General features: G+C 56.4%; 20 protein-coding genes. 14 read left to right on the forward strand and 6 right to left on the reverse strand.

What is annotated here, in order from left to right:
• Positions 1–22 precede the first annotated feature (22 nt).
• The 14 genes from P1U48_RS02240 to P1U48_RS02305 all read left to right on the forward strand — a co-directional run bounded on the left by P1U48_RS02240 (position 23) and on the right by P1U48_RS02305 (position 12,439).
• On the forward strand, positions 23–1,084 hold the full coding sequence (locus tag P1U48_RS02240; protein ID WP_301066752.1) for a hypothetical protein: 1,062 nt from the start codon (positions 23–25) through the stop codon (positions 1,082–1,084).
• Positions 1,085–1,102: 18 nt separating this feature from the next.
• On the forward strand, positions 1,103–1,414 hold the full coding sequence (locus P1U48_RS02245) for a phage holin family protein (protein WP_165809745.1): 312 nt from the start codon (positions 1,103–1,105) through the stop codon (positions 1,412–1,414).
• A 73-nt stretch (positions 1,415–1,487) separates the two neighbouring features.
• Positions 1,488–2,420: a TIGR02594 family protein gene (locus tag P1U48_RS02250; RefSeq protein WP_301066755.1), complete on the forward strand. Its 933-nt coding sequence runs from the start codon at positions 1,488–1,490 to the stop codon at positions 2,418–2,420.
• Positions 2,420–2,650 (forward strand): hypothetical protein, encoded by a 231-nt coding sequence (locus P1U48_RS02255; RefSeq protein WP_301066757.1) that lies wholly within the window; start codon positions 2,420–2,422, stop codon positions 2,648–2,650. Before P1U48_RS02250 ends, P1U48_RS02255 begins: the two co-directional genes overlap by 1 nt.
• Positions 2,647–2,904, forward strand: coding sequence for a hypothetical protein (locus P1U48_RS02260; protein WP_301066759.1), 258 nt, complete (start codon positions 2,647–2,649; stop codon positions 2,902–2,904). Before P1U48_RS02255 ends, P1U48_RS02260 begins: the two co-directional genes overlap by 4 nt.
• A gap of 163 nt (positions 2,905–3,067) precedes the next feature.
• Complete coding sequence (locus P1U48_RS02265; RefSeq protein ID WP_301066761.1) at positions 3,068–3,529, forward strand: hypothetical protein; 462 nt, start codon at positions 3,068–3,070, stop codon at positions 3,527–3,529.
• Positions 3,526–4,233, forward strand: a complete 708-nt coding sequence (locus P1U48_RS02270; protein WP_301066763.1) for a hypothetical protein — start codon at positions 3,526–3,528, stop codon at positions 4,231–4,233. The genes P1U48_RS02265 and P1U48_RS02270 overlap by 4 nt, the downstream gene beginning before the upstream one ends.
• Positions 4,234–4,245: 12 nt before the next feature.
• Complete coding sequence (locus P1U48_RS02275) at positions 4,246–6,741, forward strand: LamG-like jellyroll fold domain-containing protein (RefSeq protein ID WP_301066765.1); 2,496 nt, start codon at positions 4,246–4,248, stop codon at positions 6,739–6,741.
• Between the two features lie 65 nt (positions 6,742–6,806).
• The gene (locus P1U48_RS02280) at positions 6,807–9,356 is read left to right on the forward strand and encodes a LamG-like jellyroll fold domain-containing protein (RefSeq protein WP_301066766.1); all 2,550 of its coding nucleotides are present in this window, start codon (positions 6,807–6,809) and stop codon (positions 9,354–9,356) included.
• Between the two features lie 4 nt (positions 9,357–9,360).
• Complete coding sequence (locus P1U48_RS02285) at positions 9,361–9,660, forward strand: hypothetical protein (RefSeq protein ID WP_301066768.1); 300 nt, start codon at positions 9,361–9,363, stop codon at positions 9,658–9,660.
• A 3-nt stretch (positions 9,661–9,663) separates the two neighbouring features.
• A complete protein-coding gene (locus tag P1U48_RS02290) occupies positions 9,664–10,290 on the forward strand; it encodes a hypothetical protein (protein ID WP_301066771.1) in 627 nt (208 codons plus the stop codon).
• Positions 10,287–10,634: a hypothetical protein gene (locus P1U48_RS02295; protein ID WP_301066772.1), complete on the forward strand. Its 348-nt coding sequence runs from the start codon at positions 10,287–10,289 to the stop codon at positions 10,632–10,634. The genes P1U48_RS02290 and P1U48_RS02295 overlap by 4 nt, the downstream gene beginning before the upstream one ends.
• A 735-nt stretch (positions 10,635–11,369) precedes the next feature.
• A complete protein-coding gene (locus P1U48_RS02300; protein ID WP_301066775.1) occupies positions 11,370–11,915 on the forward strand; it encodes a hypothetical protein in 546 nt (181 codons plus the stop codon).
• Between the two features lie 131 nt (positions 11,916–12,046).
• Complete coding sequence (locus tag P1U48_RS02305; protein WP_301066777.1) at positions 12,047–12,439, forward strand: hypothetical protein; 393 nt, start codon at positions 12,047–12,049, stop codon at positions 12,437–12,439.
• Positions 12,440–12,474: 35 nt separating this feature from the next.
• Here the strand turns inward: P1U48_RS02305 and P1U48_RS02310 are convergent, their stop codons facing one another.
• From P1U48_RS02310 to P1U48_RS02335, 6 genes are all read right to left on the reverse strand, one after another.
• Positions 12,475–13,308 carry a formyltransferase family protein gene (locus P1U48_RS02310; protein ID WP_301066780.1) on the reverse strand — a complete coding sequence of 278 codons (834 nt, stop codon included), beginning with the start codon at positions 13,306–13,308 and terminating at the stop codon, positions 12,475–12,477.
• A 19-nt stretch (positions 13,309–13,327) separates the two neighbouring features.
• Entirely contained in the window at positions 13,328–13,894 is a 567-nt protein-coding gene (locus tag P1U48_RS02315; protein ID WP_301066783.1) for a sugar transferase, read from the reverse strand.
• Positions 13,895–13,904: 10 nt separating this feature from the next.
• Positions 13,905–14,594: a PIG-L deacetylase family protein gene (locus P1U48_RS02320; protein ID WP_301066786.1), complete on the reverse strand. Its 690-nt coding sequence runs from the start codon at positions 14,592–14,594 to the stop codon at positions 13,905–13,907.
• Between the two features lie 6 nt (positions 14,595–14,600).
• On the reverse strand, positions 14,601–15,593 hold the full coding sequence (locus P1U48_RS02325) for an SDR family oxidoreductase (protein ID WP_301066789.1): 993 nt from the start codon (positions 15,591–15,593) through the stop codon (positions 14,601–14,603).
• Positions 15,590–16,768: a glycosyltransferase family 4 protein gene (locus P1U48_RS02330; RefSeq protein ID WP_301066791.1), complete on the reverse strand. Its 1,179-nt coding sequence runs from the start codon at positions 16,766–16,768 to the stop codon at positions 15,590–15,592. The genes P1U48_RS02325 and P1U48_RS02330 overlap by 4 nt, the downstream gene beginning before the upstream one ends.
• A gap of 80 nt (positions 16,769–16,848) precedes the next feature.
• On the reverse strand, positions 16,849–18,045 hold the full coding sequence (locus P1U48_RS02335) for a glycosyltransferase (RefSeq protein ID WP_301066794.1): 1,197 nt from the start codon (positions 18,043–18,045) through the stop codon (positions 16,849–16,851).

The following is an 18,045-nucleotide window of genomic DNA, read 5'->3' on the forward strand; positions in this document are numbered from 1 at the left end:
GTCAAAGCGTGCGCTTTTCAATGTGACCGTGGCGGGCACGAATATCACCACGGCGTTTATGCCGGTCCTATTGGGCCTGCAAGTCTCGGACAAGGTCGGCACCCATACCGATAGTGCAGATCTCGAGATTGACGACACCGATGGGCGGATTGTCCTGCCCCAGATCGGTGCGCCTGTGTCGATTGCGCTCGGCTGGGACAGCGAAGGGCTGCGTGTTGTCTTTGAGGGCACCGTAGATGAGGTGAAATCATCCGGCACCCGCAGTGCCGGGCGGCGGCTTCGCATCACGGCCAAAGGCATGGATACGACAGGCCGGACCAAAGAAGGACAGCAGCGCCATTGGGATGGAGCGACGGTCGAGACGATCCTGCGCGAGGCGGCGGCACATGCCGGGATCACGCAGATCGAGGTCGATCCGGCGCTCAGGAACCTGACCCGTGGCTATTTCGAGATGCGCGACGAAAGCCTGATCGCCATGGGCGAGCGGCTCGCTCGTGAAATCGGTGGCAACTTCCGCGTCACTGGAGGGCGGATCGTGCTCTCAAAGCGCAATGCTGATTATGCGGCTGATATTGCAGCGACGTGGGGTCAGAACCTGCACAGCTGGGACATCGCCCCGAAACTCGGTCGCCCACAGTTCGGGGTAGTCCGTGGCCGCTGGTATGATTTGACAGCCGGGGCTTGGCAGGTTGTCGAGCGCGCAACAGGCGTCGATGTGCCAAGCATTTACGCCGATCGCTTCGCCCGGGCAGGCGAGCCGGAAGCCACCCAGCAGGGTGAGAGCGATGCCGCCACGACGGCTCGGGATGCGGGCGAAGGCACGGTCGTCATCGAGGGCAATACGGCGGCGGTGCCGGATGGGCTGTGCACCCTGTCGGGCACGCGGTCCGGCGTGGACGGGTCCTATCGCATTGAAGCGGTGACCCACACGCTGACGCGCGCAGGCGGCTTTGTCACCACGCTGGAGCTGAAACAGCCCCAACTGGGCGCGGGTGCAGATGTGCGAACCGCAACCACCGCACCAGTGGCCCCGAGCGCGAACGTGCCGCCCATCATCGATCCGGATGCAACCGGGCCGTTCTGAGACCAAGGAGGCAGGGACATGCCGGACAACAGCTTTATCGAAACCATCAACCACCTCTTTGGCGGGGCCATCACCACCCTGATCGGCGCTTTCACCGGTCGGCTCATGTGGCATTCTGGGGAAGTGAAGCTGGGCAACCGCCGCTTCTTTGGCAAGGAGCTCCTCTGGGAAATCCCAGTCGCCGTCGGCATGGCGCTCATTGGCGATGCGGCGGCAAATTACATCGGGCTGACCCAGCCGGTCTCAACCGGGTTCGTGGCCACGCTGGCCTACCTCGGCCCCCGTGGCGCCGAAAGCCTGCTCTGCGCCTGGATTGGCCGCAAGAAATAACACCCGCCAAACATCGATCGCCTGAACTCACGCTGTCCCTTGGGGCAGCGTTTTCTTTTGCAAGGAGGCCAATATGACCCCTTTTGAAATCGCCCAATCGTATATCGGCACCACCGAGGGCCCGGGCCCTGAAGACAACCCGGCCATCATGGAAATGTATGCCTCGGTCGGCCACGACTGGGTGCAACATGACTCCGTGGCCTGGTGCGCGGCCTTCGTGGGCCACTGCTTGGAAAAGGCGGGGCTTCGCTCCACCCGACGTCTCAACGCGCGATCCTATCTCGATTGGGGCATTCCAGTTGATTTGACTGACGCCCATGAGGGCGACATCGTGGTCTTCTCTCGCGGTTCGAAATCCTGGCAGGGCCATGTCGGCTTCTTCGTGAAGGCGGCAGGCGCGACCATCGAGGTTCTGGGCGGCAACCAGTCCGATGCCGTCAATATACAGCGCTATGCGAAATCGCGGCTGCTTGGCGTGCGACGCGCGGGCAATGTTACGCCGTCCGTGACGCTTTCGGTCCGCGAGGTGCAAGCGCGCCTGAAGGCGCTTGGCTATCACGAGGTGGGCCGCGTGGACGGTCAGATCGGGCCTCGCACCCGCGCGGCGATCTTGGCGTTCCGCGATGACAATGGTCTGCCGCTGGTGCCGATCATTGATGTGGCGCTGACGGAGGCCCTGGCCCGAGCAGAGCCCAGGTCGGTCCCGCCGGAACGGGCCGCGGGCGTACCCGAGAACAGCCGGATCGTCACGGCGGCAAATGCGCAAGTGGGGCTTGGTGTTCTGGGCGCTGCGGGTTCGGTGGCCGCGCAGATTACGCCGGCGCTGGTCCAAGCAGAGGAAGCGCGAGACACCGCTGAGCGGGTGCTGGATCTGGTAGGGCTTGCAGGCGCCGTGCAAGCGGCCTTGCCCTGGGTCGGAGCCGCCGTGTTCATCGGCGTTATCTTCTACGCCCTGAAAGCCCGCAAGGCCCGTATCGAGGATCATCGCAGCGGGAAGACCCCGTGATGTGGGGCCTGATCGTTTCTATGTGCATGTCTATCGGCGGGGCTCCAGCCTGCGAGTCCGATATCTATCCCGTGGCCATGCGCACATTTGCCGACTGCGAGGACGCGGCGGTCATATCCCATGACCACATCCGGGCTGCTTTGGACGCTGACAATATCGTCGTCCTGACGCTCAACACCCGCTGTGTCACAACGGCAGGCCAGCCCATCTCAGCTGAGGGCGAGGAATGATCGCGATCCTGACTGCCGTTTTTTCTGGGATCGGCCGCAAGGCCACACTTTGGGGTGCGATCGTCGTTGCGATTGGTACGGCCCTCTGGGTCGCGTTCCGGCGGGGTCGTCTGGAAGCGGAGGCCGAATTCCTGATCCGGCGGGCTGATGCCCGGATCCGCTCCCTGCAAACCGCGAAGGAGGTGTTCCATGATGTGCAAAACGCTGATCGCGCTGATCTTGAGCGCCGCCTTGACCGCTGGATGCGCGATTGATCCGACGCGGGATCGCGATGCCTGCGATTGGGCGGCTCCCATCAGACCCTCACGCGCGGATGTGCTGAGCGATGGCACTCTGGCCCAGATCGTCACCCATAATGAAATCGGTGCGCGTCTCTGCGGTTGGCGGCCCTGATCCGCAAAATCTTCGAGGTGATCCGTGGACGGGACCAAGTATGACCTGAGCCCGGATGCCTGGTCCATGGTGGCCTTCAACGCTTCCGCCGCACTGGTGGTGCCGCAAGTCGGCACCCGGATTTGGGGTCAGGTGGCACCAGAGGATGAACCGCCCGACGAGGGCGGGTTTGCGATCCGGGGGATGCGCCTCATCCGGGGCATCGCACCCTTTGAGGCGCTTTGGCTGCGCGCGAACACCGCGCCTGCAACCGTCACTGTTTACCAAGGAAACAGCATGTCCGGTGTCGTCTACTTCGGCAAATCGCTGTTTCGGCTGCGCGCCCAAGGCCCCGTCGAAATCGAGGTGCCTTACGTCCCGCAGATCCTCGATGGTGGGGCACCGGACACCGATTACGCCGGCCTTGCCGTCATCGACTGCGGTGGGGCTGCTGCTGACCCCAGTCTTCGCACCATTGATGGTCGCATTCAGGGAGAAACCCCATGACCTCTACAGTCTTTGCAAAAATCCAGATGCGCCGTGGCACCGCGGCAGAATGGTTCGCTGCCAATCCGATCCTGGCCGAGGGCGAATTTGCCTTCGAGATCGATACGGGCATCACCAAGGTTGGCGATGGCGCCTCGGATTATGCAACCCTCCCAGCCTACGCGACATACAGCCAGATGTTGGCGGCGCAAGAAGCGATCGAGGCCGGGCAGGCGCAGCTTGCAACCTTCAACAGTCAACTGACCGCTGCACAGAATGCTGCGACCACATCTGTGGCCAAAGCGTCCGAAGCATTCGTCTCGGCTGGGAATGCCAAGGGGTCGGAAGATGCGTCGGAAGTGAGCGCATCACAGGCGGCGCAAAGTGCGATTGATGCGGCAGCGTCTGCGGAGCAGGCGGCCGGATCCGAGACCAATGCCGAGGGGTCTGAACAGGCAGCTGCGGCTTCCCAAGCGGCAGCTTTGTCGAGTGAACAAGCTGCGGCCCAAAGCGAAGTCAACGCCGCTGAAAGCGAGACCATCGCCTCGGCCGCTGCCGCCGTTGTTCAGCCGCTTGCCGAGGAAATCGAGGTGATCGCGACCAACATCGGCACCGTGCAGGACGCCGCCGGACCGCTCACCGACATCCAGACCGCCATGTTGGAAATGGCGACCGCCTTCGTCAATTCACAGACGCGGTATGTCTCCGCCGTCGCCTTTTCGTAAGGAGCCCCGCCCGTGACAGTTGAACAGCAAGTTGACGCCCTGACGGCCTCGGTGGAAGACCTGACGGGGGCTGTGGTGTCCAAGAAGGCCACCTTGGATGCCTCGGTCGCCGATGCACAGTCAGCAACCGCGCAGGCGCAGGCCGCCAAGGTGAATGCGCTGTCCGCGCGAGATCAGGCTGGGGCCTTCAAGGATGCGGCATACAGCGCGGCGCAGTCGGCCGCCTCGGCCGTGGCCTATCAGGACCTTTCTGCCGTCGCGCTAACCAAGTCGGTCACGGCGGTCGATGTGTTCATCTATGACACATCGAAAGACAGCGATGGTGGAGCCTGGCGGCATCGGTGTGCTGGCACAAGCTGGTATCGTGAGCCGCTGAATACGGCGACGCGGGGATCGCGGCGGGAGTTTCCTGCGATTGCAGTTATCATCGCCGAGAGCAACAAGGTCACGATCTATGATGGCGATGATCCTGCAATGCCGATGTGGATGGTGTTTATTGCTGCGGGCGGATTGGCGTCAAATGCGAATATTATCCCAGGTGATAATATTACTGCGGTCGTTGCAAGAAATGGTGTGATTGCAATCTCGACCAATAACAATGCAGGAGGTCGGGGTGGACTGAACACGATCCGCTTAATCTCTGAGCATACCGATCACAAAGGCATTTCAAATCTATTTCGTAACTATAATGGCAGCATTGCAGAGCGGAACACAGGTCGAAATTATAGTATAGGCGACAGTAATGTGATCGTGAACGCGGTCATCAACGATATTGCGGTCACTGTCCTGCCGAATGCCCCGATTGATCCCGCCTCAAAGTTGCCTATCCCCACGATTGCTGTCGCAACGGCTGGGGGCGTGTCGGTGATCACCGACCGTGGCAAGGTGCATGATCTCTCATATTACCCGATGGGTCATGCCAATCATGTCTCGTTCTTCGGATCACTTCTGTATTTCACCTATGGAACGACGGCGACGACTAGCGGAAATCCGATGCTGATCGATGTCGCCAATCTCTCAAGCGACCGAACCGACGTGAACGGGGCCAACTTGGCCTACGTGATGGGGCACGTTTATGGGTTTAATTCCCCAAGCATTTGGCCCGCCTTCAAAGACAATGGCGCAAGGGCTGCGGTTCTTATGTCTGCAACCAGTCTTGCACGCGGTTGTACCGGTGCGCTGACCTTGATGCACTTCGGGGAAGTTCCAGGGGCAAAGTTTGCTGGCAGCATGGTGGCCTATGTTGCCGCAAACTACAGCACTGGCTGGATGCCTGGGGATATCAAAGGGGCATGGCTCGCAGACACGGATGATAGCGATCTCGTGGCCAGCGGCGAGTTGGTGGCGAACGGCACCTTCGATGTCGATACGACTGGATGGGCTCCACTTGACGCAACGGCCTCCGTAATCTCCGGTGCTGTGCGTGTAACCAGCACAGCAGCATACGGACGGCTTTCACAGGTCGTGCCCACTCAAGCAGGAAATACGTATTGCGTGACGGTGAATCTGATCGGCGGATCCGCGTTGGCGGGAAGCGTAATTACCGGGGCCACGTACACAACGAAAAGCGTGGGCTCGAAGTTGGTTCATTATTTCAAGGCCACAGGCTCGAACACGACCGTTTCCATCCAGGTGCAAAGCGCGGATGCAGGTCAATACGTTGACTTTGGGAACGTCTCCATGAAGCTCGCAGACGGCGACCGCTCGGTGAATTTCAAGGGCCTTGTCATCAATGGCACAGTGACACGCGAGCCCGTAGCCTCAGGGGCCGAGCTTGTCGCATACAGGGGCTTTTCCGCCACCAACTTCCTTGAGCAGAATTATTCCGGAGCTTTCGACTTCGGGACGGGCGACTTCTGCGTCATGGGGTGGGTGAAGACCACAGGCAGCGGTTCATTTGCGCTTGTGCAGATCTCGGACCGCCTTGGAGCAAGCTATGGCACAAACCACATGGTTTTCTGGGCCTTAGGCACGAGCGGTGAATTGCGGGTCAGGTTCGGTGTCGGCGCTAATTCACTGAGCCGAAATGTCCCCTTCAGCTTTGGCGACGCAGTTTGGCGGCATGTTGCCTTCGTAAGACGGAACGGAGTTCTGCACACATATGTCAACGGCGTCTCGGTCGATTCTGTAGCCGCATCGTCGTTCGATTTCTCCTTCGGCGCCGACTATTTCCTGAATGTCGGCCCTTATTGGTTCAACGGGGTATTTTCCGGAGGGACGGCCGCGCATCTTGCCCTCCTTCGTGTATCATCCACTGCGCCGACCGACGATCAGATCCGCCAGATCTACCGGGATGAGAGGCCGCTTTTCCAGGAAAACGCCGCTTGTACGCTCTATGGGTCCGTGGATGTCACCAGAGCAATCGCCCACGATCCCGATACGGGGCTATTGCATGTCGGCACTACCGAAGGCCGTTCGGTGTTCAAAGGCCTCATCCGAGTGGCGCACAGCACGTCGGCGGTGACGACAGCGATAGCGGCCGTCGGTGATCTGTTGGTTCAGCAGTAGTTTGGCGCTGTTGCGCCGACCTGATTCCACCGCCCCAGCCAATTTCCCCTTTTAAGGACAGCGACATGACCCTCATGAGTTCGATTTCGAAGCTGACCGCTTCTGTCGACCAATTGACCGGCGAGACGAACCTTACGAAGGCGCAGCTCGATAGGAAAGTAACGCAGGCCGATGCCGAGATCGTCGCCGCGCAGGCCGAGCGGACGGCCACCGAGGCCTACCGGGATGAGGCGGCTGCCCATGCCGCGACCGCCGCGACCCACCTTGCGACTGTGAAGGCAGGCGCGAGCTATCAGGGCATCGGCGCGATGCTCGCGGAGAAGGCCGTCACCGCCGTGGATGTGTTCGTCTACGACACGAGCCTCGACAGCGACGGGGGTGCTTGGCGCAAGCGCTGCCAGCACACGAGCTGGTATAACGAGCCTCTTAACACGGCCACGCGCGGGGCTCGGCGTGAGTTCCCCGCGGTTGCCGTGATCATTTTGAAAAGCAACAAGGTCACCCTTTACGACGCGGACGATCCACTTTTGCCGCTGTGGTGGTCCGTCAGCGGCACTACGGCAAATTCTGGGAGAAGCTTCTTTTACGCAAATTCCCTCGATTACAACGGTGGTCGGGCGTCCGTTGTGGCCAGAGACGGGAAGATCGTTCTCGGCATACCTTATCCCAATACAAACGGCGGTTTACGGGTCCTGGATTTTGTAGCGGATCGTGCTGAACGCCGTGTTGCCTCGCCATCACCGGCTTACAGCGGTTACCTCGTCCCAATGACCGCTCTGCAGACCCTCCCAGTCGACGGCGCGTTTGCGGGCGGGTTGCTGAATGACACAGTAAATGACGTCGCGATTACAGTTCTGCCCAACGCGCCTCTTGATCCCGACACGGGCCTGCCGATGCCAACAATCGCTGTGGCAACGGCTGCGGGCATCAGCGTCATAAAGGACGACGGCAACGTCTGGGATATTACTGACACGTCAGGCGCAGATTATAGTGCCTCCGCCTCGGTTGTTTTCCTGCCAAGCAACCAGCTGCGGTTTTCCCAACAGTTGACGCAGAGCCGTAAGGTTTCATCAGTCAATATCCCGAGTTCGGACAGAGACATCTATTTTTGGCGAACCGGCGGCGAAGGCTTGAACGCCGACGATGGTTTGACTCTGTGGGGCTCGCAGGCAACGTCCGGCTCCGGGATCCTGTATGGTGAAATGGCCCATCTCGGTGAAAACGCAGGCGGCCCTGCGCGAGTGGCTTCTGACGGATCAATCGGCACGTCCCTTGGTCTGACCAGAACCTACGACAATTTGGCAAATCCTGCGGGCAGCATGGTGGCCTATGCGTCGTCGCACTATGCCACAGGCTGGCTTCTGGGAAATATCACGGGGGCGTGGTTGGCTGATACGGACAGCTCAACTCTCACCGAATCTGAACTGGTCGTAAACGGCGCATTTGATGTTGACCTTGACGGCTGGACCGCCACCGGCGAGGGCACCGTATCGATCGTTTCGGGTGCTATGCGCGTCCAAAATAATGATCCCTTTTCGGCCGGGTCGAGCCCCGCGGGCGTCTATGCTCTCAACACGATCCCGGGACAAGCATACACAGTTGCATTCGACGTCGTTGGAACCTCGACTGGCAATTCGGGAGTTGGGCTATCTGCCAACCCAAGCGGGACATCACGGGAGCTCGCCGAGATTTCCGGTGTGGGGGTCGGCACATATCACCTGCATTTTTTCGCGAAAACCGAGACCACATATCTCAAGGCCTTCTCGTGGTCCATTTCCGCCGGGGCATATGCCGACTTTGACAACGTTTCGGTGCGTTTGGCCGTTGCTGATCGTTCAGTCACAAAACAGAATTTGATAGTAAACGGTTCTATCACACGGTCTTTCGTGGCTGAAGGCGCCAATCTGGTCGCATGCTCGGGCTTCTCCTCGACGAGTTACCTCGAACGGCCCTTTCATAACTCGTTGGATTTCGGAACGGGCGATTTCTGTATGATGGGGTGGGCAAATGCGGCCGATCCCTATGCCACCTTCGTTCGTCTTGGAGATAATGCGAGTGGAGCCCCCAAGATTTTTGTTGGCACTTATCCCTTTCCAACTGCTGGCAATCTCGAGGCCTATATTCTCGGCGCGCCAAGCCTGCGCCCGAATGTGTTGACGCCGACCGGCTGGTTTCATTGGGCGTTGGTTCGGATCAATGGGCAGGCGACGCTCTATGCCAATTCGGTTCCCTTGGTGAGCGTTGCCTCTGCGGCTGATCTTTCGTTGACAGGAACGGAAACTCTGCGGATCGGCGTGCGCCATGATGGTAACCAGTCGTTGGACAGGCCTGGCGGCATCGCGCTCTTGCGCATATCCGGGAATGCTCCGACTTCCGACCAGATCGCAAAAATCTACGAAGATGAGCGGCGGCTGTTCCTGCCGGGTGCCCAGTGCACGCTCTACGGCACGAGCGATGCGGTCGCGGCGCTGGCGCACGACCCCACGACCAACCTGCTGCACGTCGGGACCAGCCAAGGCCGCAGCGTGTTCGACGGCCTCCAACGTGTGGCCGACACCGAAACCCCGGTCGGGACGGCGATCTCCGCCGTGAACGGCCTCATCGTCGAGGAGTGACCACATGACGGTCTACATCGAGAAAGAGGCGCAGAACCTCCGCGAGGAACTCGCTGCGCTTCGGGCGCGGGTCGCCGTGGGCGTGGCGCAGGAGGTCTTCTGGTTCTCCGGCACCGGCGCCCAGACCGCCTTCGCGTTACCGAGCGGGTGGAAGCCCAGGTTCGTCTATGTGGACGGCGCGCTGCGGCGCCCAGGCACGGGCGAGGATTACACCGTCAGTTTCGATGGGTTCATTCACACGGTCAAATTCGCGGTGGCACCTGCCACCGTGGATGTCGGCATGATCTGCGTGCGGGAGGCCTGATCCATGACCGTTTTCATCAAGAAGGGCGATGTGCCCCTTTCGGTTCGTCAGGCGACTAAGCGCGGCATGGCCTATGTCGCGGCGGAACTAGCGCAGGCCGGCGCGCGAACGGGTGACGAGGAGCTTCTGCGGGTAATACCGCAAGAGAATTTGCCAGCCAGGTTATTGGATGTGGTGAAGGCTCTGGGTCACGTTTCCTACGAGGCCTTCGCGCTTGGCTGGGAGGCGGACAATATAGTCAATGGCGCAATCAATCTGTTCAACCATCAGCTTGCAGGCTACCGAGCGGTGCAAGCGCGTCTCGCGCGCTACCGGCTGGCGGATGGGCGGCCCGAGGTGACGGAGGAGCGGCAGGTCCGCGACGAGCAGGGCAATCCCTTGTTTCACGAAACGACCGGGGAGCCGCTGATGGAAGCCGTCGTTTTGCAGGCGGCGATTGACCCCATCCCGATGGAAATAGAGCAGCCGGTCTATGACGAGGCGACTGGCGAGCAAACCGGCAGCATCATGATGTCCAACCCGGATACAGAACGTGATGACGAGGAACGCGCGGCAGCGCAAGCGGTCATCGATCAGACCCCCGCAGAAGTTATTCAATTTGCAGACCCTCATGGGGAGCCAACGACATGACATCCAGGCTTCTCAGCAAACGGTCGGCAGTTCCTGGCAAAGTGCCGACGACTGCCCAGATCGACCTCGGCGAGTTGGCAATCAATGCGCGAGACGGCAAGCTGTTTCTCAAACGCGATAACGGAAACGGGACTTTTACGATCGTCGAGGTTGGATCGCCCCAGGCTGTGGCATCCAGCCTCGGGCTTGGCGCCCTTGCATATGGTGCTGTGGGCGCCTGGACCGTTGCGGCCAATGCCAACGGCACCCTGCGCTTTTTGCACGACGGTATCGCGCGGATGCGCCTGGATCCTGACGGGAATCTCACCGTTTCCGGCGACATCACCGCATTCGGAGCACCTTGATCATGGTGTTATCAGCATCTGGGGCATTGGCGATTTCAGAAATTTCCACCGAGTTTGGCGGCACAGCCGAGCTCGCCCTCAGCGCATATTATCGCGGCGCCGGGCGGGTTCCGTCTGTCGGCTCGCCAAACTTGGGCATTCCGACAAGCGGGGCGATATCATTCTCGGCCTTCCGTGGCAGCGCCCGGACGACGGTCGTCGAGTACGAAATGATCGGTGGAGGCGGAGGTGGTGGGCATGGCGTTGACGATGGCACTTCTTCGGGTAGAGCAGAATCCGGAGGGGCCACAAACATCACGGTAGCCGGTCGTTCTGCGGTTTCGGCTGCTGGTGGGCTTGGTGGACTGAACGGACAAGCCCCGCGATCAGGCAATAATGGCGCTGGGACGGTCTACGGTCCGGGTGGCATCGGCGGTAGTGTTAATGCCCCAGGCTCTGCAGCCGCCGCGTCTTCATATGGTGCGGGTGGCGGCGGCGGAGGGGGCGACAATCCGTCCACATATGACTCTTCCGGTGCCGGGGGCTTCGGGGGCGCAGCTGGGACACGTCGGACAGGCAGTATAACCGCAGATTATGGCGCTCAGGTCGATGTCACTATTGGTACGCGTGGTGCCGGAGCTACTGCGGGGTATCGTGGTGGTGACGGTGCTCCCGGGTATGCACGGCTGGCGTGGGACGGCAAGTCGGCAGTCTTCACGTCCAGCGGCTCAACCATGATCAACTGACGGAGCGAACATGGCTCTTCTCAACATCAACGCCTTGGCGGGGTTCTCCCCGACTCTGGACGCGCTCACCGATCGGCAGCGCGCTGCGCTTGTCGAGGTGGTTTTTTGCCACCGGCTCGGCATGCTCTCTGCCACGGCAGTGTTCAACGATGCAGAGGTTTTTCGTGAGGTCACAGGACACATCCCGGACGAGGTCGCCCGAGCAAATACACGTCGCTATGGCGTGGACTTGGAAAGTCTTTCGGCAGGGCAGCCCCGATTTTACACCGACGGATTCGAGCCGGAAACGCTGTTATTGGGTTTCACATATTTGACTACGGGCGCGCTTGCTGAGTGGAAGCGCTACCGGCGTGATCCAGACGACAAGTACCGTGTTCTGATTGACCGATACGACGCAGAAGACCGTGTGATTTCGGTCGGTGAGGTTGAACGCGCTGGTGGGCCAGAGCTATGGAAGGGTCCGGCCGATTTGCCAAAGATTGCCACAGCAGCCGGGATGCACGCGATCTTTCTCGCCAAAGAAGCCAAGGATCAGAGTTACCTGAGGTTGCTTTGATCTCGAGAAATGGTGTACTATCGCATCAGCGCTGCTTCGGCCCCGGCGCGGAGTGAAAAATTGCTCAATTGCAAATTTGGTTATTTGTTAGCTATCGCATGAAATAGAGTTAGGAACAGGTCTGCTCCCAAATGAATGCAGAGCAAGCAGAGATCATTAACGAGCTTTGTAAAATTTACCACAACACTGAATTTGATCAGCAGATTGATACTGCTGCTCTTGAGTTGTTACTATCAATTTTAGGGGTAGCACTGTTGGGCGTAGTTCCGCACAACTTACATGATTCAATAAATTCTTTTCGGCCGATCAGTCATCAGGAGCGTTATAGTTTCATGATGACGGCGATATCCACACTATTAAATTCACCGTCGAAAAACTCAAGACTAAATGATCTGTTTAGAGAATGTGTAGAAAGTGTCGCAACTGTTACTGACGCCGCTGGCCGAGCCGTTTTGGAAAACGGTAAATTAAATTACGGACCTTATAAAAACGAACTTCTGGAGCCGTTGATTTTTTCCAAATAATTTCAATTAAAATGTTACTCTTGACGGAGGCGATCTCAATCGAGCCACTGGTAGTCAATGGGTTCGAAACATAAGTCGCCACGCACAAGTTGCCTAATAACCAAACGGCTTCTTTCAATCTCGGCAATTTGACCAGACCAAATTATGCACTTCTTTTTATCAGAAACGAGAAACGCACCTGGGTAAGGGTGTGTAGTCGCACGTACCAATTTGGCTATGTCCTCCAGAGACATCTGTTCGGTAATCTCGCCGTCTTCGGGACGGCGCTGAGGCCAATGCGTTGCTTTTGTTTCATCCTGCGGATGGCCTTGTAAGGAACCCTCAGTTAGATCTGGCCATGTTTTTCGGATTAATGCAACGTGAGCGTTGCGTGCTTTTTCGTAGAGCGTTGTGGCCGTTTCGTCGGGTGCTACGTCGAAACTTTCTGCGGCCATTATATCGCCACTATCTGCTTCCGGTTTGAGTTCGAACATGGATACACCTGAGCGTTTCAGCCCCTTAAGAATGGTCCAGGGGATCGGTGCGCGGCCACGACCTTCGGGTAGAAGCGTCGGATGCATGCCCAGCAAAGTCCGCTTGACGAGTGGGAAAATCTCAGGTGAAACCAATTGAGACCAACCGATCACCAAAAGGTAATCGAGATCGGCCTGCCTGATTGCCTCGACTGTGGTCGGCTCGTTGATGTGCTTCGTCTTGTGAAGTGATACGCCAGTGCGGCGCGCGTACTCATCCAGCTGGACCCGTCCCGACTTTTTAGTCGCCGTGTCGTCATCCAAGGTGATCAACAGATCCAGTTTGCCGTCAAGTCGTTCGATTTCGACGAGGCAGTCCAGACCAAGTTGAACAGCCGTTACAAATCCAATCCGCATGTTGTTCACTTCGTCAAGTTTAATAGGTCGGCGGGCGTTTAAGGAAATACAAAAACGTCGACAGAATTATCTTGATATCTGTAATCAACGAGACTGATTTCGCGTATTCTCCATCAAATGCCGCCTTCGCTTCAGTGGTCATTCCGTCATAGCTTTTGATTTGCGCCAGGCCGGTAATGCCTGGCAAAAAATCAATCGCACCGTTGGCCCGCCTGATAGCGTGCAGATCGGTTTGCGTGAGTAGTCCAGGGCGAGGTCCAACGATGCTCATGTCTTGGCGCAGTACGTTAAAGAGCTGCGGCAGTTCGTCGATGTTGAGTCGACGGATGACGGCACCAACGCGGGTGACCCGCAGAGTTGTCGCCTTTGCCGACTCGACGATGGCGGATCCCTTTCCCATCGAACGAAACTTGAAAATCTGGAAACTCTTCCCGCCCTTCCCAGCACGCTCGTGCACAAAGAGTATCGGGCGACCGTCTTCGATAAGGATTGCGGCTGCAGTCATAAGTAGGATTGGAGAGAAGAGAACCAGGGCAAATATCGCGATCAGAATGTCGATCGCCGGTTTGGTTATGTGGAGATACATCTCAGACTTTCTATTTAATTTGGCTCAAGCCGCCAAATACTCTTTGAAAAGCTTCGGCATAAATATAGCCGGACTGCGAACCTCGAAAGCGGGCCAACGCAGTCATGTTTTCGCGCGAACGCGGATGCGGGGCCGGGCGCATGACTTTCCTATAGGCATCGACCGAGGCAATCTTCGCCTCGACGTCGCCTTCCTCGAGTTCGACGAAAGTATTGGCTTCAAACGGCACATTGTGACCGGAAAACGCCCAATCAGTAGAAGATTGTATTTCCATGAAATACAACTCTTCTAGACGCGGCAAACCTTCGCGCCTTTGCCAGAGGCGCGACGCCGCGAGACAGGCATGAGCCGTCTGTGTGTGGTCGTTGTTCAAATCAGATGGATGGTGCGTGAAGATTACTTGGCTTGAAAATGCTTCGATATGCCTTTCAATAAATTGAACCAAGTGCAGATGCGGAACGGTGTTGAATTGAATGTTGGGGAAATCGCCAAGCACGACATTGCGATAGCCAAGCACTTTGCGAGCCTTCTCTATATCCTCCTGCAACTCGACAGTCTTTGGACGCTGCGTGCGCGCGTCTACAGACCCCGATAGGATACAGCAGTCAATATTGTACCCGGCTTTTGCTAGACGATGAATTGTACCGCCCGCGCCGAGACCCTCGTCATCGGGATGGGCTACAACAATAAGAATGTTCAAGGGGTACTACTCCGCCATTTTCGATTGATGATTATTTGCTGATGTCCTGAAACAGGCCTTATACCATTTTACAGTTTCAGATATTCCATGTTCTACGCTAACTGGTGGAGTCCATCCTAACGTCGAGCGTGTGTGGCTTGTATCGATTTGAAGGTTGCCAGAAAGACGATCAACATCTTCGCTGCGACCTACAAGTTTTCCGATGAACCTTAAAAAGAAGACTGGAATTGGAATCAGCAGGGTCCGTTTGCCCAGTGTCTTTGCTATGAGCCGAATGATTTCTGGCGTAGACAAGTCTTTCCCGTCAGAAACGAAGAATGTCTTGTTCGCAGCTTTTTCATTGAGAATGCACTCTTCAATAAAAGACAGGAGGTTCGCTAGCGCTATCATTGACCTTCTGTTGTTTATTGCTCCGAGTGGCAATGGCAATCCCAGGTCGACAATCTTGATTAAACGTAAGAAATTTGCCGGCACGTCTGGCCCGTAAACCATTGGCGGGCGAACGTTTACTACTTCGAGTCCAGCCTTTTGAGCTAGGCTATTTAGCGCTTGCTCCGCCTCCCACTTGGAAACTGCGTAGTCCCATTCTGGTCGCGGTACAGTATCAATATCAAAAACTTCAGCGTTATTTTGGGCGGCTCCGATGACTCCCACTGAACTAAGGAACACCAGACGTTTCACTCCAGCTTTTGCGGCGCTTCTTGCCAACTGAAGCGTCCCATCTCGGTTTACGCGACGAAATTCTTGAAGTGGATTTTCACTCGAATCTTTCAAAACATGTGCGCGCCCAGCGCAATGGACAACACACTCGACACCGTCCAGCGCCACCGACCAATCGGTATTCGGCCCGACATCACCAACGGCGATAGCCTGAGAACCCGGTTCAGCGTGTCGAACAATTGTTCGAACGTTGAACCCTCTGTCCGAGAGATATTGGCACAAGGCAGATCCAATGAAACCTGAAGCGCCAGTTACGGCTACTACTTTAGGTTTGCTCATGTTTGGATGCCTTTCACAACATTGACGAATTGATCAAGGCTTATATTTTTAGAATATCCTTCCAATAGTACCCTGCGCGGATTTCCAGCGATGGAATTGGGGCCATTGTCGCAAATTTTCTGAACGGTTTGTGCAAAACCTTCTGGGTCACCGGGGCGACAGATCCAACCGATCTGCTCTTGGGTGATCATTTGGTCAATTTCGGAACCCTCGTCTACGACGGCAAGAATTGGGCGGTCGGACGCCATCGCGAAATAGGCTTTGCTAGGCACACCCAGCCCGTACATGTTTTCACTTAATGACACCAATGCGACATCACAGGCTGCCAGAACATCAGACCGGGTCGCATTTGGTATGCTTTCGATGTATTTGACAGCCTTCTCAGGATGATTTTGACAGAATTCCTGAACCGCAGATGCCTGGACGCCTGAGCCCACGAAAAGAAATGCCGCCTTTGGGTCATCAACCTGATCTATCCCCGTAAGCAGGCTTTCAATACCTTGCAAACGTCCGATGTTTCCAAAAAACTGAAAAACGATCTTCTCGCTCCAGCCTAGTTCATCGAGGATCGCAGATGTACGGCGCTCCATTGGAATGACATCCGTATGATCCACCCAGTTTGGAATGAAGACGGTGGGCTTGGACCGTCGTTTTTTCTTCTCGAGAAAGTCCTTCATGTCTCGACCAATCACAACCATTCTGTCGGGTTGCTGATAGACCCAGGAAAACGCTCTCCTGACTACTCGGTAGACCAGGCTTTCGCTTTTAATGACACCAGCAGCCAATGCGTTTTCTGGAAAAACATCATGCACCAAAACCACGAATTGATACCGCTTCAGTTTTTGAAACAGAACGAGTAGGGCCAGGAGCAACTCGGGGTTCGTTCCGCAAATGACGCAGTCTGATTTTCCTGCTTTGATCAGGATCGACACCGCGATTTTTGCGCTCAGTAAGAACTTCTTCAGTGTTCGGAGCGGCACACTTTGGTATCTGGCGTACGGTTTCCTATCTTGAACCGAACCCCGCGGTTGAAGATGGATCACACCAACATTCAGCCCTTTTGAGCGCATGGAGTTGATCGCCTCGGACCAAAAGTACCCCGTAGAGTTCTGGTCCTTTTCCCAGTACTCCAACCCAACGAAATATTTTGCATCGTTTTTTTCTGTTTTAGTCATCTTTAGTTCACATTATATGTCTTAAACGTGCGAGCATTTGACATAACGTTTCAGCGGGGACTGGTGGTTTTGCAATTTGGTCATAAACGCTTTAGATTCGTGCAAAACTCAAAAATTGCGGCGCCAATTTTCTGCGTCGAATAGGCTTGAAGAATTAACTTTTGTGCCTTTTCGACTTTGGCTAACCGCTCAGAGGGCGCGGTCAATAGAACTTCCTTTATCTTGCTCGCAAAGCCGTGACCGGTCTCATCATCTACATATATGAATGCACTGCGCACATTTGCTGGGATCGATGGCAAGCGCGTAGTAAGGACAGGCACGCCCGATAGTGCGTATTCTATGAGCTTCGACGGAAATGACATCGCCGCGATTTGGTCTCCTGAAGGACGGCAATTTACCAAAAGGCTCGCGTTCTTAAGCCTTGCCTGAACTTCGTTGGGCGGTAAAAATCCGTGCATGACCACATTTGGTAACTGTGCCGCGGAAATTTCGCCCACTAGGTCACCGCTTCCAAAAAGTGAAAAGCGGATGTGTGGCGAAAGTCCAGCCGCTTCTACAAGATGCCGCACCCCATAGCTTGCACTGATTGTGCCGGCATAGACCACTTCCGGCGAATTATTTAAGGCTTCTTGAGTTGTCGTTGCGGGAAGTAATTGAGTTGGAGCTTTGACTGCAATGCCAGGGAACACCAACTTGGGCAATCCTCGCCCTAGTTGTTCGGCAAGGCCATCTGAGAGTGCAATTACACCGGAGAACTTTAGAACTAGTTGGCGCACTATAGTGCGATCTATTCTTTTTAGACAACGAACCAGAAACGTGTCTGTTGTCAAAATGACGCCTGGTGGGTCAGTGAGAACTGGGATCACGCAATAACCTTTGCGTGCTAGATATGCTCCGAAGAACAGAAGTGGGCTGTGGACACCATGTATGAACACGACATCAGGTCTTTGCGCTTGCACCTTGGGTAGTGCGTGCAAAAAAAGCTGTAGCGTTCGACTTAAGTGCTTCAGTATCAGCAGATTAACAAAACCGAGATGTTTGCCAGAAACTTTGCCTCGAGAAAAAGTAAAACTCCGAAACACAATTTTTCGGCAGCGTGGATAGCTTTGTACTGGAGAAAAAGACAGCAGTCTTACTGAGCTAAATTGCGTACATAGTGAATCAACAAAGTTCCAGGCAAATTTTGTAGTCTGGACAGCTGGCAGCGTATCAATCTCGTAGATGCGATTTGCGATTTCTTCGGGCAGTGTGAAGCCAATTAACAACGCATTCTTCAT

The organism is Pseudooceanicola sp. (genome assembly GCF_029213205.1).
In the GTDB taxonomy this organism is placed as follows: Bacteria; Pseudomonadota; Alphaproteobacteria; order Rhodobacterales; family Rhodobacteraceae; genus Pseudooceanicola.